At 56.6% G+C, this 17,159-nt stretch carries 13 protein-coding genes and 1 tRNA gene; 10 read left to right on the top strand and 4 right to left on the bottom strand.

Features of this window, described 5'->3' with window-relative positions; genetic code table 11:
* Positions 1–219 precede the first annotated feature (219 nt).
* The 3 genes from R3F50_19795 to R3F50_19785 are packed head-to-tail and all read left to right on the top strand — an operon-like array spanning position 220 to position 2,494.
* Positions 220–1,167, top strand: a complete 948-nt coding sequence (locus R3F50_19795) for a rhodanese-like domain-containing protein (protein ID MEZ5492530.1) — start codon at positions 220–222, stop codon at positions 1,165–1,167.
* A 20-nt stretch (positions 1,168–1,187) separates the two neighbouring features.
* On the top strand, positions 1,188–2,303 hold the full coding sequence (locus R3F50_19790) for a YeeE/YedE family protein (GenBank protein ID MEZ5492529.1): 1,116 nt from the start codon (positions 1,188–1,190) through the stop codon (positions 2,301–2,303).
* Positions 2,300–2,494, top strand: a complete 195-nt coding sequence (locus R3F50_19785; GenBank protein MEZ5492528.1) for a hypothetical protein — start codon at positions 2,300–2,302, stop codon at positions 2,492–2,494. The genes R3F50_19790 and R3F50_19785 overlap by 4 nt, the downstream gene beginning before the upstream one ends.
* 319 nt (positions 2,495–2,813) lie before the next feature.
* Here the strand turns inward: R3F50_19785 and R3F50_19780 are convergent, their stop codons facing one another.
* The 3 genes from R3F50_19780 to R3F50_19770 form a co-directional block, all read right to left on the bottom strand.
* Positions 2,814–3,788 carry a nitronate monooxygenase family protein gene (locus R3F50_19780; protein ID MEZ5492527.1) on the bottom strand — a complete coding sequence of 325 codons (975 nt, stop codon included), beginning with the start codon at positions 3,786–3,788 and terminating at the stop codon, positions 2,814–2,816.
* A gap of 69 nt (positions 3,789–3,857) precedes the next feature.
* Entirely contained in the window at positions 3,858–4,781 is a 924-nt protein-coding gene (locus R3F50_19775; GenBank protein ID MEZ5492526.1) for an oxidoreductase, read from the bottom strand.
* A gap of 68 nt (positions 4,782–4,849) precedes the next feature.
* Positions 4,850–6,163 (bottom strand): amidohydrolase family protein, encoded by a 1,314-nt coding sequence (locus tag R3F50_19770; GenBank protein ID MEZ5492525.1) that lies wholly within the window; start codon positions 6,161–6,163, stop codon positions 4,850–4,852.
* A gap of 425 nt (positions 6,164–6,588) precedes the next feature.
* On the opposite strand from R3F50_19770, the gene R3F50_19765 reads away from it, so the two are divergent.
* The 3 genes from R3F50_19765 to fusA all read left to right on the top strand — a co-directional run bounded on the left by R3F50_19765 (position 6,589) and on the right by fusA (position 11,984).
* Positions 6,589–8,235: a TldD/PmbA family protein gene (locus R3F50_19765; GenBank protein ID MEZ5492524.1), complete on the top strand. Its 1,647-nt coding sequence runs from the start codon at positions 6,589–6,591 to the stop codon at positions 8,233–8,235.
* Between the two features lie 12 nt (positions 8,236–8,247).
* Positions 8,248–9,597 carry a metallopeptidase TldD-related protein gene (locus tag R3F50_19760; protein MEZ5492523.1) on the top strand — a complete coding sequence of 450 codons (1,350 nt, stop codon included), beginning with the start codon at positions 8,248–8,250 and terminating at the stop codon, positions 9,595–9,597.
* Between the two features lie 293 nt (positions 9,598–9,890).
* Entirely contained in the window at positions 9,891–11,984 is a 2,094-nt protein-coding gene (gene fusA / locus R3F50_19755; protein ID MEZ5492522.1) for an elongation factor G, read from the top strand.
* Positions 11,985–12,203: 219 nt separating this feature from the next.
* Here the strand turns inward: fusA and R3F50_19750 are convergent.
* A tRNA-Leu gene (locus R3F50_19750) sits at positions 12,204–12,290 on the bottom strand.
* 267 nt (positions 12,291–12,557) lie between these two features.
* Here R3F50_19750 and queA point away from each other — a divergent pair.
* The 4 genes from queA to R3F50_19730 all read left to right on the top strand — a co-directional run bounded on the left by queA (position 12,558) and on the right by R3F50_19730 (position 17,159).
* Positions 12,558–13,727 carry a tRNA preQ1(34) S-adenosylmethionine ribosyltransferase-isomerase QueA gene (gene queA, locus R3F50_19745; GenBank protein MEZ5492521.1) on the top strand — a complete coding sequence of 390 codons (1,170 nt, stop codon included), beginning with the start codon at positions 12,558–12,560 and terminating at the stop codon, positions 13,725–13,727.
* Between the two features lie 353 nt (positions 13,728–14,080).
* Positions 14,081–15,058 carry a malate dehydrogenase gene (locus tag R3F50_19740; GenBank protein MEZ5492520.1) on the top strand — a complete coding sequence of 326 codons (978 nt, stop codon included), beginning with the start codon at positions 14,081–14,083 and terminating at the stop codon, positions 15,056–15,058.
* 165 nt (positions 15,059–15,223) lie between these two features.
* Complete coding sequence (locus R3F50_19735) at positions 15,224–16,357, top strand: histidine kinase (protein MEZ5492519.1); 1,134 nt, start codon at positions 15,224–15,226, stop codon at positions 16,355–16,357.
* A gap of 1 nt (position 16,358) precedes the next feature.
* On the top strand, positions 16,359–17,159 hold the full coding sequence (locus R3F50_19730) for a LytTR family DNA-binding domain-containing protein (protein ID MEZ5492518.1): 801 nt from the start codon (positions 16,359–16,361) through the stop codon (positions 17,157–17,159).

Below are 17,159 nucleotides of genomic sequence, written 5' to 3'. Positions count from 1 at the left end.
CGTAATTTAGCACGTTGTCGACGCGGCGAACAAGGAACCACACCGGTGCAAGGCTGGCAGAGGCGCAGCGAGAACCAGCTCCGGGGAAGGGAAAAGCACTGTGAAATATGCCATCATTGGGCTGTTGGTGGCACAATGCAGGCGCGGCCAGCTTTACTTGCCTGCAGCAGGACATCGATTAGCAGGACCTGGCGGGACATAGCGGGATATAGTCAACTCATGAAGCATCTGTTGCGCATTACATTACTTAATTTATTACTGCTGCCTGCCGCCTTGGCGCTGGGAACGCCGGTGGGATGGCAGCCTCTGCTTGAACCGCAGGAACTGGCAGTAATCCTGGCGGACGCTTCGGAAGTGCGGATTATCCGGGTCAGTGGCAACTACGCACGGGGGCACCTGCCTGGGAGCGTGGAGAGCGTTTACGAGCAGTGGCGTGGTACCGGTCGCAATCCCGGTGAGCTGCGAGAGTTGGAAGAATACACGGCATTATTACAGGGCCTGGGGATCGATGCCGAAACGCCGGTGGCGGTTGTGCACGAGGGTTCCAATCCGGCGGATATGGGGGCTGCGACACGGGTTTACTGGACCCTCAAAAGCCTGGGAGTGAACGATGTCGCCGTCGTCAATGGCGGATTCAGGGCCTGGCAGGCGGCAGGTCTGGCCGTCAGCACCGATCCGGTCACAGTGACGCCCAGTGATTACAGTCCCAGCTGGCGGAGTGACTGGCGCGTCACTACCGAGGAGGTGGAAGTGCTGGTACAGACTGGCGAGGCTAACCTGGTAGACGCCAGGCCGGTCAGTTTTTACCGTGGTCTGCGCGCTACCCTGGGCGAACCGGGCACCATTCGTGGCGCCGCCAACCTGCAATACGAAACCTGGTTTGACGGAGATCGGTTGACCACCAGGAGGGCGCTGGCCGAAAGCCTGCAGTCGCTGGCACTGGATGCACCGATAACCGTTTCTTTCTGTAATACCGGACATTGGGCGTCTATCAACTGGTTTGTAATGAGTGAGCTGCTGGGTGTTAAAAACACCAGGTTGTACGCGGAAAGTGTGGCGGCCTGGAGCGAAGAAGAACGGCCCATGGACAACCAGGTGGGGCGTCTTCGAGTGTATCGTGACCTCACTTACCGCTGGCTGCAGGATCTGTTGGGTAATCAGCCATGAGCGACGTGGGATATAAAGCCATGCCTCGAAACAGGCTGGTAGCGCTGGCGTTACTGGTGCTGGCCGGCACCTTTTACCTGGCCGGGCCGCGCTCTACTTTACTGTTGATGGTGGGCATGGGCTTCGGTTTGGTGCTGGAAGGATTCCGCTTCGGCTTTGCCGGCCCCTGGCGTCTGGTAGTCCTGCAACGGGACGGCAGGGGTTTGCTGGCGCAGCTGCTGGCTATCGGGCTGACGGCCATGGTGGCTTTTCCATTGTTGGCTTCCCATCCAGATGAGTTGACCGGCGCCTATGCGCCCGTTGGTGTAGCCATGGTCGGGGGCGCCTTCGTATTCGGTATGGCCATGCAACTGGTGCTTGGATGCGGCTCCGGTACATTGGTCAATGCCGGTAGTGGCAACCTCACTTCGCTGGTAGCCTTGGCGGGTTTTATTGCTGGCAGCTTCGTGGGGTCGCTCCACCTGGTCTGGTGGAATGCCTTGGGCACTCTGCCGCCACTTACCCTGCAAGAGGCCTTCGGCTCCAGCGGGGGGCTATGGGTGACCCTGTTGGGTCTGTCGGTGTTGGCCGTTCTCGCGCTGGTCTGGTCGGAACCCGGCAAAAGAAAACTGCCGCCCCGGCTTATTGCGGCAGCTGTTCTGCTGGCCCTGTTGGCAATACTTAACCTGATGATCGCGGGGCAATCCTGGGGCGTGGTATACGGGTTGGGATTGTGGGGAGCAAAAATTGCCCAGGCGGGCGGGCTGGAACTGGCCGGCTCAGCGTTCTGGTCCAACCCGGCCCATGCCGAGCGTCTGCAGCAAAGTGTACTGACCGATACCACCTCGTTGACCAATATCGGGTTGATCGTCGGCGCCTTTCTGGTCATGCGCTGGCGCCGGCAGGTGGATCCGCAGGTGGCCAATCTGCAGTTGAGCAGCTGGCTGGTGATTATCGCGGCAGGTCTGCTGCTGGGTTACAGCTCACGGATCGCCTTCGGCTGTAACGTGGGTGCTTTTTTCAGTGGGGTTTCCACTGGCAGTGTGCATGGCTGGGTCTGGTTTGTGGCGGCTTTTATGGGCTCGACATTGGGAATCCGATTACGGCCGGTACTGTTACAGCAGGCGCGCCCACGGCTACAGGTGGGCATCCCATGAGCGATAAAGACCGGCTTCCCCAACGGCCCACGACCGGCATGCTGGCCATGCTGTTTATTCTGCTGTTCGTGATCATGGACCTGATCCTTGCCGAACCCATCGATCCTTATCAGGCACCGTACCCAACCGCGCTGGGCTCCGGGCAGGTTCCCTCCGGTGCCCACTGTACCAATGTGTCCGGGATTGAGTAGTTTGTCAGACGTTCATTAAAAAAGAACTGTTGATCAATTACCGCGATACTCTGCCCTGGTTGTCCAGAAATCCCCTGGTACGCCTGGTAAACCTTCGATAAAAAGTGGCTTAACTGGCGGTTAATTAAACCGGGAAAACTGAGTTTATTGGTCAGTTTCAAACCCGTTTTGGCTGCGCTTAGAGCAGTCTTATACAGCCCTTAAACTACTGACTTTGTCACACCAGCGCTAGCTGGCAGGTGCGCATGCTGGCATCGATGAGCCTCGCCGGCGTGGCCCTCAGAGCCCCCGGGGGACTTTAGCAAACAACAGCAGGCCCTCAGTATTCCTGGCTATCCAGAAGCCGCTGCCTCGCCATCTCGTATTCGCGCTTCAATCTGCCTACCAATTGCGCGACCGGCACCACTTCCTTGATACTGCCGATGCCCTGGCCGCAGCCCCAGATGTCCCGCCACGCCTTGGACTTGCTGCCGCCGCCGGAACCAAAGTTCATTTTGCTGGGATCGCTTTCGGGCAGATTGTCCGGATCCATCCCGGCTGCCTCGATGGAAGGCTTCAGGTAATTGCCGTGCACGCCCGTAAACAGGTTGGTGTAGACAATATCACTGGCCGCATAGTCCACCAGCGCCTGTTTGTAAGCGGGGTCGGCGTTGGCCTCTTCGGTGGCGATAAAAGCCGATCCGATATAAGCCAGATCGGCACCCATCGCCTGGGCAGCCAGGACACCCGCGCCGGTCGCTATGGCGCCGGACAGCAGAAGAGGGCCGTCGAACCATTGCCTGACCTCCTGTATGAAAGCCATCGGTGACAGTAATCCTGCATGGCCGCCCGCACCGGCGGCAACACAGATAAGACCATCGGCACCTTTTTCGATTGCCTTGCGGGCAAAGCGATCATTGATTACATCGTGGAGACAGATTCCGCCATAGGAGTGTATGGCCTCAAATACTTCCGGGCGCGCACCCAGTGATGTGATGACAACGGGTACCTTGTGTTTTACACACATTTCCACATCGTGCATCAGTCGATCGTTGGAGCCGTGCACGATCTGGTTCACTGCGAAGGGTGCGGCCGGGCGGTCCGGGTTGGCCTGGCTGTAGGCGTCCAGCTCTTCAGTTATGCGGGTGAGCCATTCATCGAGCAATTCTTTCGGTCGCGCATTCAGAGCCGGGAATGAACCAACCACACCCGCCTTGCACTGGGCTATCACCAGATCGGGATTGGAAATGATAAATAAAGGTGCACCAACGGCGGGAATGGACAGTCGTCCTCGCATACATTCTGGAATTGCCATAATAATTCAGATCACTGTGTTGAAGTTGGTTTAATGGTGGTTGAGGTTGCCCTGGTTATAGCTGCATGGTTACAGCTGGAAGGTTACTCCTGTCAGTTCTTCTGAGCGGGACCAGAGCTTTTCGGACAATGCCTTGTCGGTCGCCTTCGGTGGCAGTGCAACTTTACCTGGCGGGCCTGTACGCTCATCCTTTCCTGTGGGGCCGATAAAATCTCCGGCATTGACACCAGGGTTCAGAGCGCCAAACAAAGTCGACTCTGCTCCTTCGGCCGCCTTGGAGATATCCATGAATCTCACCAGGACCGGGGCCAGAACTCTTAGCAGTGGCGGCATGTTACGGGATAAGTCGGTGTTTGACACCCCGGGATGGACCGCCACCGCCTTGATTTTCTTACCAGCGGCCGCGAGGCGGTCTTTTAACTCCATGGTGAATAGCAGGTTGGCCAGTTTGCTCTGGCTGTAGGCTACCATGCCGCTCAGACCAAACATCTTTGGCCCGTCTTCATAGGTGCCTACGAAATTCAGGTTGTCAAAGTGAATATCGGCATACTCCCTTTTGCCGGCCAGGCTGGAGACATTGACTATTCTGGTTTCATACGGCTGGTCCAGTTTGTCAAGCAGCAGAGCCGTGAGGCAGAAATGACCGATATGGTTGGCGTCAAACTGCAGCTCCAGATTGTTTCGGGTAATGGTGTAGGGAGGGCCCATCATGCCCGCATTATTGACTAAAAGGTCAAGGTGGTCGTAGCGCTGGGCGAAAGTATCGGCGAACTGCCTGATAGAGTCGCGATCGATCAGATCCAGCGGGATAAAGTCCAGGCGTGCCGCGGGCACCTGGCGCCTGATACGTTCAATCGCGCCGTTCGCTTTCGGCTGGCTGCGGCAGGCCAGCACGACGGTGTAACCCTCTTTGGCCAGACCTGTGCTGGTTTCCAACCCCAGCCCGGTGTTGGCGCCGGTTACCACGGCAATTTTCTGTTTATCCGAAGACATGCTGGCTCCTTGAAGTTCAGGGTGTCCATAAACTTACGATGGGTCGGCCTGATGTTGGCTCCGGGGTGTCAGATGCCCGGCCAGGGAAAGAGATCAACCGGGGGTACATCCAGGTTCACTTCGTTGCCGCGCGCCATGACGAACGTGGGCTCGAGCAGGGTTGAAATGTCCTCCAGAGGATTTTCCCGCACAGCGATAATGTCTGCGTCCTTAGTGGCCTCTATCGTGCCTATGAAATCGAACAGGCCGATAAGTTCCGCGGCGTTCACTGTCGCGGAAATCAGTATGGCGCGCTCCGGCATGCCGGCTTCATGCATCAGCACGGCTTCGTAGGCATTGGTGCCGTGATCGTTGACACCGGCGTCGGTGCCAAAGGCAATCTTGACGCCTTTTTCGTAGGCGATTCGCAGCGCATTGCGCATCACCGGCCCGACTTCCAGAGCCTTCTGCCTTACCTCTGGCGGGTAGAAATCCGGCCTCTCGGTAGCAATGCGTTCTACGGTATGTCCGGCAATAAGTGTTGGAACCAGGTAAGCGCCAGTTTCTACAAACAGATCGGCGGTCTCCTCATCAAGATAGGAGCCATGTTCGATGGAATCGACTCCGGCGCGCAACGCGGCTTCCATGCCTGTTTTACCGTGGGCGTGAGCCGCGACCTTACGACCCATGGCATGGGCAGCCTCTATCAGTGCGATCTGCTCTTCGTCGGTAAATTGTTGACCCGTGCCGGTATCGGTGATGCTGAGCACGCCGCCGGTGGCAACGTACTTGATGTGGTCGGCTCCGTATTTGATCTGTGTCCGCACTGCCCTGCGACACTCGGCGACACCGTCGCAAACGCCGGAGTGGGGGTGGGGAAAGATGTCATCGCGAAAGCCGTTTCTGTCTCCATGGCCGCCTGTTGGAGTGATACTTTGACCGGACGCACGGATACGCGGTCCCATCACAATGCCCTGGTTGATTGCGTCGCGCAATGCAAAGATGGCGTTTCTGTCGGCACCCACATTTCTGATGGTGGTAAACCCGGCCCGTAAAGTGCGCATGCCATACTCGACGCCCATCAGCGTGCTGAACTCCGTGCTTCGGGTAACGCTTATTTCACGCCTATTGGGTTCCTGCTGGCTGAGGATATGGGTATGTGAGTCGATAAGGCCAGGCAGGACAAAATGATTCTTCAGATCAATCACTCTGGCATTGGCCGCGCCGCGAATCTCGACGATGACATTGTTCCTGATAATAATGCTCTGTTCCGTTCGCGCCGCATCCCGTGCATCCGCCAGCAGGGTCCCGGCATGGATAATTTTCCATTCATTGGCCACCTGTGCTGACAAATACGAAGAACAAAGTGATAGCGCGATAAATAACAGCAGCTTTCTGGTCATGTCAGCCTCGCTTGCAGGAGCTCAATTCGGATGATGGTAATCAGCGTTCAATCAGGGAATCATAACTTCAATCGCTGATTGAAACTACTCGCGCCGGTTGTAAGAGGTGAGGGGCATGTTGAGGTAGAAAGCCACAGGTAAATCCCGCCACAGGAAAGAAGGGGGCACTGAAAGCAGGGGACACTGATAACTTAGTAACTTAGCGTGCCCTGTTCATTGAAAGAATTTTCTTAAGTTATTAAGTTATCAGTGTCCCCTACTTTCCCTTCACTGCGCTAAACAGTTCACTGGCTGTCGAAGCGACCCCGCCGAGCAGCAGGGAGCGGAAAGAGGGTTCGGCATTCTGCCGGTAAGCGCAATCTTGAATTAATGATTGCTAAAGGTTAAGTTGTGTTCGTCCTTTTGCGCTTCCTGGGTGATGTTGCATGTCGTTGCTGCCGGTTCCAGTCAATCATCGAGGTTCCGTCTCGGAAGCCGGCGATCCCCTCTATCTTGCCAGTTCACTGTCGCGGCGGGATTTTCTCCGTTATTCGTCTGCTCTGGCGGCCGCCGGGCTTCTCGTGCCTGCCGCCGCGCCGGTAGCGGCCCAACCCTTAACCTCTACCGAGCGGGAACTGTTGCTGCTGGCTATCGACGCCGCCATGAGTGCTGGTGCCAGTTACGCGGACGGAAGAATCATTCGGTCCCGATTCGAAGCAATCGGGACCCGGGAGCAGACCATCACCCGGGTTGAAAATTTCGAGTCGTTCGGCATCAATGTGCGTGCGCTGGTGGGTGGTTCCTGGGGATTTTCGGCCACCCAGGTGCTGGAGCGGGGTGCAGTGGCAGCCATGGCCCGGGAAGCGGTTGCGATCGCCAGGGCAAACAACGCCGTGGCGCCGTCCCAGGCTCTGCTTGCGCCGGTTGATGTCTTCAACGATGTGGAGTGGGTGACGCCTCACAGTGTTGACCCGTTTACGGTCTCGCTCGACGACAAGGCTGCTTTACTGCTGCGCATCAACGAAGAGGCGCTGCGGGTCAATTATGTCGAATACGCTTCCAGCAGTATCCTGTCTATCCGGGAAGACCGGCTGACGGCAACGTCCGAAGGCTCCCTCATCAGGCAGACTTATTTCCGCATCGCGCCGTCCGTGAATATCACCGCCATCTCCTCCGATGGCAGGGACTTTCAGACGCGGGGCGCCGTAGTGGAGCCTGCGGGTCGTGGCTACGAATACGTGATGGGCCTGGAGATGGCCGGCAATGCCCAGCGCTGGGCTGAGGAAGCTGCCATGAAGCTGGAAGCGACTCCGGTCTCGCCTGGAAAATGGGATCTGATCCTGCATCCCTCGAATCTGTGGCTTACCATTCATGAAGCAATCGGCCATCCGACTGAACTGGATCGGGTGCTTGGGTTCGAAGCCAACTATGCGGGGACCTCTTTCATGTATCCACCGGACCAGGTGCTTGGCAGGATGCGACTGGGCCAGGACTTCGTCCAGTTTGTAGGTAACAGGACCGAACTGGGCGGCTGTGCCACTACCGGCTGGGATGATGAGGGTGTACCGGCGGATACCTGGCCCATCATCAAAGACGGCATACTGGTGGATTATCAGACCACCCGGGAACAGGCCGCCTGGATCGCTCCTTATACAGGCGTAACCCACAGTCATGGCTGTGCCTATGGCGAAATCTGGGAGAGCATGCCGTTTCAGCGTATGCCCAATGTCAGCCTGTTGCCCAACGAACAGGATGTCAGCGAAGAAGACGTCATTGGCGATACAGAGCAGGGGATACTGATCGAAGGCCGCGGTTCCTATTCAATCGACCAGCAGCGCTACAATATTCAATTCGGTGGCCAGGTCTTCTGGGAAATCCGCAACGGCCGCAAGGAACGAATGCTGCGTGATGTTGCCTATGTTGGCAGAACACCGGAATTCTGGAATGCGATGGATTTAATCGGGGGCGCGCAGACCTACTACCTGGGTGCCTCGTTTGGGGATGCCAAGGGCCAGCCCATGCAGGTCAATGCAGTATCCCACGGTTGCCCGATAGCCCGCTTTCGTAACATCGACATAATCAATACTGGATAAACGGCAATACCTATGGCCGAAGCCCGAGGACTCTCAGCAACAGAGATCAGGAACCTGAGTGAGCGCATCGTGCAGCTCTCAAGGGCAGACCATTGCCGTGTGAACATCACTTCCGGCTGGTCAGGTTACACCCGGGTCGCCACCAACCGGATAACCAGCGCCGGTGGTGCCGATCGCACCAACGTCACCATTACCAGTGTGTTCGGGAAGCGGGTTGCCTCGGTGGTTACCAATCAGCTGGATGATGGCAATCTGGCCCTGGCGGTCCGCAATTCCGAGGCGATGGCCCGGCTGGCGCCGGAAAACCCCGAATACCTGCCCGAACTGGAGGCCCAGGCCTACGATGAGGTGAACGGCTATTACGAGTCCACCGGTGAACTGGAACCCCTGACCCGGGCCGAGGCGGCGGCCATCGCCATTCGTCAGGCACAGGCGGCAGATCAGATTGCCGCTTCTTTTATGGATGCCAGGGCCGAGCGCACGGCAGTGGCCACTTCAAACGGGCTGTTTGGCAGTAATGCCGGGACCGGCGTTGCCTATACACTGACCTGCCGTTCGCCCGATGGTCTGCAGTCAGGCTGGGCGGGTGACGAGGCTAACGACTGGAGCCGGATTGAAAGTCGGCGAGTTGCCGATGACGCGGTCAGGAAGTGCCGGGACTGGCGCAAATCAGATCTGGAACCTGGTGCCTATACCGCTATCCTCGAACCGACGGCTGTGGGCATGCTCATGTCGCGAATGCTGGCCAGCCTCGATCAACGGTCAGCAGATGAGGGCCGTTCTTATTTTTCACGACCAGGCGGGGGAAATCGGGTCGGCGAAGCGCTTTTCGATCCGCGTGTCACTCTGTTCAGCGATCCCTCCTACAGCGATGCCGAGGCAAGCCCCTTCAACAGCCTGGGGGAACCCTTAAGGCGACAAACCTGGGTCGACGGTGGCCGGCTGACAGCTCTGTCCAGATCCCGGTACTGGGCACAACAGCGCGGCGAACAAGCGCTGCCCAGACCTGCCAATCTGATCATGCCGGGCGGTGAGGACAGCCTCGAAGCCATGATCGCTTCTACCGAGCGGGGTGTGTTGCTGACCCGGTTCTGGTATATACGCGGTCTGAATCCCCGCATCGTTTCCTACACCGGGCTGACCCGGGACGGCACGTTTCTGATCGAGAATGGTCGTATTACGCGCCCGGTCAACAATTTCCGCTTTAATCAATCGATTACCGAGATGCTGCAGAACGTGGAAATGATTGGCCCTGCGACCCGGGTAGCTGCCTCCGAGAACAGTTCGGTCAGTACCCCGATCGTAGTGCCGGCGCTGAAAGTGCGTAATTTCAATCTGTCCAGCGTCAGTGACGCAATCTGACTGGTGGTCTATTGAGCGTGCCTGCAGGTGTCTCAGCAAGCGCTTTCGAAATGGGTCAATAAAGGCTAACGCCTGCTGGAATGTTCCACTATCAAATTTCCCTTAAATTATGAAGTTGTGAATGCCTCCCCCAACTCCCTGAAATCGGGAGCCGTCTGCTCCGGGGGAAGCCCGCCGGGGCGGCCCGGGTCGCCAAAGTAAAAATTATGTGAACTCTGACTGAAAAACTGCTCCCTTTAGTGTATGCTGCGCCGTTTTTTACCCAATACCTCCATCGACGGACTTAAAACGCCATGAACGATCTATCCCTTTACCGAAACATAGGCATTTTCGCCCACGTGGATGCCGGCAAAACCACCACTACCGAGCGCATCCTCAAGCTGACCGGCATGATCCACAAGATCGGCGAGGTTCACGAGGGTGAATCCACTACCGACTTCATGGAACAGGAAGCTGAACGGGGCATTACCATCCAGTCGGCTGCCGTCAGCTGTTTCTGGAAAAATCACCGTTTCAATGTCATCGACACCCCCGGGCACGTCGACTTTACCGTGGAAGTGTACCGCTCACTGAAGGTACTCGACGGCGGCATCGGCGTATTCTGCGGTTCCGGCGGTGTTGAGCCCCAGTCCGAAACCAACTGGCGCTATGCCAACGATTCCAAGGTGTCACGCCTGATATTTGTCAACAAACTCGACCGCATCGGGGCCGACTTCTTCAAGGTGGTTGCCCAGATCAAGAAAGTGCTGGGTGCCAAGCCTCTGGTCATGACCCTGCCTATCGGTTTCGAAGACACCTTCGTGGGCGTGGTGGATGTTCTCACCCGCCAGGCTTACGTATGGGACGACTCAGGCCAGCCTGAGAACTACACGATTCAGGATGTCCCTGCCGACATGGTCGACCAGGTGGAACAATACCGTGCAGAAATGATCGAAACCGCCGTCGAAATGGACGACGAGGTGATGACCCAGTACCTGGAAGGTGAGGAGCCCTCAATTGAGGACATCAAGCGCTGTATCCGCAAGGGCACACTGGAGCTGGAATTCTTCCCGACCTACTGTGGCTCGGCCTTCAAGAACAAGGGTGTCCAGCTGGTACTCGATGCCGTAGTCGACTACCTGCCGGCGCCGCACGAAGTGAACCCTCAGCCCCTGACCGACGAGGAAGGCAACCCCAACGGGCAGTTCGCAAAGGTGTCGGCCGACGAGCCATTCCGAGCGCTGGCATTCAAGATCATGGACGACCGTTTCGGCGCCCTGACCTTCGTACGTGTCTATTCCGGTACGCTCGACAAGGGTGACACCATCCTCAACAGCTTTACCGGCAAGGAAGAGCGTATTGGCCGTATGGTGGAAATGCAGGCCGATGAGCGAAAGGAGCTGACTCACGCAGAGGCAGGCGACATCATTGCCATTGTAGGCATGAAGAACGTACAGACCGGTCACACCCTGTGTGATCCTGACCGCCCCTGTACGCTGGAAGCCATGGTGTTCCCCGAGCCTGTGATCTCCATCGCGGTCCAGCCCAAAGACAAGGGCGCCAATGAGAAGATGGGTATCGCAATCGGCAAACTGGTGGCAGAAGACCCGACTTTCCGTGTTGAAACCGACCAGGATTCAGGCGAGACCATACTCAAGGGCATGGGCGAACTGCACCTGGATATCAAAATCGACATCATGAAACGTACCTACGGTGTCGAGCTTGTTGTGGGTCAACCCCAGGTGGCTTACCGCGAAACCATCACCAGCGAGGTCGAAGACAGCTACACCCACAAGAAGCAGTCCGGTGGTTCGGGTCAGTACGGCAAGATCGACTACAAGATCCGCCCTGGTGAAGCGAATTCAGGCTTCAAATTCTTTTCTACAGTAGTGGGCGGTAACGTACCGAAAGAGTTCTTCCCGGCGATCGAGAAGGGGTTCAAGTCCATGATGGAAACCGGTCCGCTGGCAGGGTTCCCTATGCTGGATGTGGAAATAGAGCTGGCCGACGGTGCCTACCATGCAGTCGACTCATCAGCGATCGCTTTCGAAATCGCTGCCAAAGGAGCCTTCCGTCAGTCCATGCCCAAAGCCACTCCAAAACTGCTTGAGCCCATCATGAAAGTGGACGTATTCACACCCAACGATAACGTGGGTGATGTGATCGGTGATCTCAACCGTCGTCGCGGCATGATCAGGGACCAGGAAAAAACCAACACGGGTGTCCGTGTGAAAGCCGCTGTACCGCTGGCCGAAATGTTCGGTTACATCAGCACGCTGCGAACCATGACCTCAGGCCGTGGCCAGTTCTCGATGGAATTCGATAATTACAGCGAATGTCCTGCCAACGTCGCCGAAGCAGTCATTGAACGCGAGAAAGAGAAAAAGGCCGCTGCCCAGAAGAACTAGGTTTTTCCCGGCACGAACAGCCAGGAAGACTTTAGGAATAACGGCCGCACTCGACAGTGCGGCCGTTTTTTTATGTACTGTTGAAGATTCTCCGCAGGGGGCACAGGGGCAACAGGGGACACTGATAGCCTGATAACTTGGCAGATTCGCGCACATGCATCTGGTGAGCTACGCTGAATGCACGCGAATATGATTAAGCTTTTCTGTTTTCTGTAGGGATGGTACCGGAGGCCGGACTTGAACCGGCACGCTATCGCTAGCATCGGATTTTGAATCCGACGTGTCTACCAATTTCACCACTCCGGCATCTTGAGTAACTTGATCTGCCCTGCCAGGGCAGTGTCATACCTTGGAATGCCTTAAGAAAAAACCCATCATTGGTACAGTTACCATCAGGCCGGCTCTGGCCCGGATTCCTGATGCGGCAGGATTATAACAGCAATCAACCGCTCCGCAATCCGCAATCCGCCCCTCCGGGGCTTCAAGGGTGCGGAAAATTTCTATATTCTTGCGCCTTGCTGACTGGCCAGACCGGCTGGCAGTCCTGAGAAACCGGTTCGGGCCGATACCACCATGCAGACCAGCGACTTTGATTACCAGCTGCCGGACGAGCTGATTGCTCTTTACCCGCCAGCCAACCGCAGCGACAGCCGGTTGTTGTGTCTGGACAAACAATCCGGGGAGGTGCAGCACCGGGTCTTTCGCGAGCTGCCCGACTTGTTAGGGCCCAACGATCTGCTGGTGTTCAATAATACCCGGGTGATACCCGCGCGACTGTTTGGTCACAAGGAATCGGGTGGCAAGATTGAGTTGCTGATGGAACGGTTGGTGTCTGAGCGGGCTGCTTTGTGCCAGATCCGCGCCAGCAAGTCACCCAAGCCCGGCACCCGGCTACTGTTCCCGGCAGCCCCTGAGGAGCAGGGCTCAATCGAAGCTGCGGCGGAGAGCCCACCCAGAGGCCCAGCCGAGCGTTCAGCCGAAAGCTCCGCGGGGAGTTCAACAGAACATTCAGTAGAAAATCCAACCCAAAGCGCCGCAGAGAGTTCAGCGCAGGTCTCGGTGCCTGCCACGGTGACGGGGCGGGAAGGTGAGTTTTTCCGGGTGGAGTTTGATTGCGAACAGGGCCTGGTGGCGTATCTGCAGGCAGCAGGGCACATGCCGTTGCCTCCCTATATCCGGCGGGAGGACCAGCTGGCTGATCGTGAGCGTTACCAGACGGTGTACGGTCAGATTCCGGGGGCGGTGGCGGCTCCCACGGCCGGGCTGCACTTCGATCAGCCCCTGCTGCAGCGGCTCGAGGAGGTGGGGGTTGAAAAAGCCTTCGTCACGCTGCATGTGGGTGCTGGAACTTTTCAGCCGGTGCGGGTGGACAATGTCGAGAAGCACCGGATGCACTCGGAATGGCTGCGGGTGCCAGAATCCGTGGTGACCCAGATTGAAACCTGCAAGGAGCGGGGCGGCCGTGTCATTGCAGTCGGCACCACCTGCGTGCGCAGTCTGGAGACTGCTGCCCGGAGTGGCAGCCTGGCGCCCTTTGAGGGCGAAACGGATATTTTTATTTACCCCGGTTTCCACTTCCGCGTTGTGGACGCCATGATCACCAATTTTCACCTGCCACAATCGACGCTACTAATGCTGGTGAGTGCTTTTTCCGATAAAGAAAAGATACTTGGCGCTTATAATCAGGCGATAGAAGAGAGATACAGGTTCTTCAGTTACGGGGACGCAATGTTTATCAGCTGACAGGAAGTGGCTGATTGTCTCGCTTGCTTGAGGGGGCGCAAGACAGGGTCTGTCGGCCGCCGTGGCGCTGATAGCGCGCCTGGCAGGGCAGTGGTCACTATCCGCACACAACACCTCGCGGTAGTGTGAGACAGACTGACGCAGCGCATTGCGGCGGTAATTCAAGGGTTACAGGGCCAGGGTTTCTTCGGGCGCGGGTGCCGGTCCGGAAGGGCGCCTGCAAATGCCCGGGATGGCTTCAGAGTGATGGGCCAGCCCTGCCGGTACGGGTGTTTCCCGGAAAGTCTGCTATAATCCTCCGCTTAAATTTCTGTAGTTTTCACTTATTTGACCAGCAAGGATTATCGAAACTTATGAACGCACCAGTCAGAGTTGCTGTAACCGGAGCAGCAGGACAAATCAGTTATTCCCTTTTATTCAGAATCGCTGCCGGTGAAATGCTGGGCCCCGATCAGCCCATAATCCTGCAATGCCTGGAGATAACGCCGGCGCTGGATGCCCTGAAGGGTGTTGCGATGGAGCTTGAAGACTGTGCTTTCCCTCTGGTGGCGGGTATCGTGCAGACCGATGACCCGAATGTAGCCTTCAAAGATGCCGACTACTGTCTGTTGGTGGGAGCGCGCCCCCGCGGCCCGGGCATGGAAAGAAAAGACCTGCTGGAAGCCAACGCGGCAATTTTTTCTGCTCAGGGCAAGGCCATCAACGACCATGCCAGTCGTGATGTCAAGGTGCTGGTAGTAGGCAACCCGGCCAATACCAACGCGCTTATCGCCTACCGCAACGCACCCGATCTGAAACCAGGCCAGTTCACGGCCATGACAAGACTGGACCACAACCGGGCGATTGCCCAGCTGGCCGAGAAAACCGGCAAGCACAGTACCGACGTCGATGGCGTCATCATCTGGGGTAATCACTCTGCGACCCAATACCCTGATGTACACCATGCCAGCGTAGCCGGAGAAAAAGTCCTGGACCTGGTGGACCAGGACTGGGTGGTGAGCGATTTTATTCCTACCGTGCAGCAGCGCGGTGCGGCAATCATCAAGGCGCGCGGGCTATCCAGTGCTGCCTCGGCCGCCAATGCGGCAATCGAGCACATGCGTGACTGGGCTCTGGGAACCGGTGGCAAGATCGTCAGTATGGGAATTCATTCTGAGGGGGATTACGGCATCTCAGAGGGGCTGATCTATTCCTTTCCCGTGACTTGCGAAAACGGTCAATATCAGGTGGTTGAAGGGCTGGATATCAATGATTTCAGCCGCGACCTGATGGCTAAGACCGAACAGGAACTACTTGAGGAAAAGCAGGCCGTTTCGCACCTGTTACCGTAGTTGCCAGTCGCGGGCTCAAAGCCCTCTGCCCGGCTTCGCTCCAGATAAAGCCATGCTGCTGACCGGTAGCGTGGCTTTTTTATCCAGCGGATGGGCCGGTCCCGGGTGTCCAGTCAGGGGCCATTGGGGCATAATCAGGGCTGGTATCCACTGACTGGAACAGCAATGACGACACTTATCCAGCCTTACGAGAAATCCGTGCCGTTGAAGGAAAAGGCGGTTTCACTGAGTCGGGGTAAGCAATTCTGGTTGTTTCAGGCGGGAGGCTGGGCTACCTGGGTGGTGCTGCTGGTGGTACGCGATCTTACCTTCGTACCGGCCGAATACCTGCTTGGCCGGGTGACCATCTATATTATCTCCGCCCTGGTGGGTATTCTGCTGACCACAGTACTGCGGGGGTTATACCGCAGCGTGTGGGAGAACGCCATGGCTGTCCGTATCCCGACCGTGGTTTTCGGTTCTCTGGGAGTCGCATTGCTCTGGCAGCCCATCAACAATTACATGGATTACGTGTCATTTGGAGAGTTCCTGCCGTTCGAGGATTTCCGGCTGGAAGATCTGTTTCGAGGTTCGCTTTCTACGGCTTATCCCACCATGCTGATGTGGAGTGGCCTGTACTTTTTTATCAAATACTATCAGTTATTTCAGTTGGAAAAAGAAAAAAGCCTGCGCTCGGAAGCCCTGGCCCAGGAAGCCCAGTTACGGATGCTTCGCTACCAGCTGAATCCCCATTTTCTGTTCAACACGCTGAATGCGATATCCACTCTGGTGCTGGATAAGTCCACCGACCAGGCTAACCAGATGCTGACCAAGTTAAGCAAGTTTCTTCGTTATTCCCTCGATCATGCTCCGCTCGACCGGGTTACTTTTGCCCACGAACTTGAAACTTCAAAACTTTATCTCGATATAGAGAAGGTCAGGTTTGGTGAGAGAATGCAGGTTGAAATCAGTGTCGAAGACGCGGCGCTGGGGGCACTTGTACCAAGTATGTTGCTGCAACCTCTGATAGAGAACTCGATCAAGCACGGGCTGTCCAAGATGGTAGAGGGCGGTAGAATTACCATAACCGCCCAGGTGGACGGGGATCGGCTGCTGCTGACTGTGGCGGACAACGGGCCGGGTATTCCGGATTCCCTGCTGGATGATTCCCTGTCCAGGTTTACCGGTGTCGGTCTGATGAACGTGCGAAACAGGTTGAAGGAAATGTATGGCAACAGGCAGAGCTTTTCTTTTTCCAACCGGCAGCCCTCCGGGTGCCAGGCAACTGTAGTTTTACCTTTCGAAGTGGCTGGGAATTAGTATGTTGAAAGCATTGATTGTTGATGATGAAGAATTGGCCTGCAAGGGTCTAAAAATGCGCCTCGAGGCGATTGAAGAGGTCGAGGTGGTCGGTGTCTGTCAGAACGGCCAGCAGGCGCTGGCAGCGATTGTCGAGCATGAACCGGATCTGGTTTTTCTCGATATTCAGATGCCTGGCATGACTGGTTTCGATGTGGTGCGCGAAATTCAGGTGGACCTGATGCCGCTGATTGTTTTCGTTACCGCCTATGACGAGTATGCAGTGGATGCATTCAAGATCCATGCGGTCGACTATCTCCTGAAACCGGTCGAAGAGGAGCGCCTGAAGGAGGCAGTGGATCGGGCGGTGAAAGCCAAGACTCAGCTCAGCGCAATGGACGAGAAGCAGCGATTGCTGGACATGCTGGTCAGCATGACCGGCAAATCAGAATCGGCAATCGGCGAGTTGCTGGAGTCCGAAGAGACCGATTCGCCGCATCCGGATCGACTGGCGATCAAGGACGGTTCCACCACGACCTTCGTGCCGGTAAAGGATATCGATTGGATCGATGCGGCAGGTGATTACATGTGTATTCATGTGCAGGGCCAAACTCATATCATGCGCACCACGATGAAGGAGCTGGAGGCCAAGCTTGACCCGGCTGTTTTTCAACGCGTACATCGTTCGACTATCGTCAATCTGCAGCGGGTCGAAAAAGTGTCTTCACATATCAATGGCGAATACCACCTGATTCTGAGTTGCGGGTCCTCGCTGAAGATGAGCCGCTCTTACAAGGACAAGGTCAAGCACTTCTTCCAGTAG

The sequence above is a fragment of the Gammaproteobacteria bacterium genome, from assembly GCA_041395725.1.
Classification (GTDB): Bacteria; Pseudomonadota; Gammaproteobacteria; order Pseudomonadales; family Pseudohongiellaceae; genus NORP240.
Note: the sequence above shows the minus strand (reverse complement) of the source record. Positions and strands in the feature narration are given on the sequence as shown.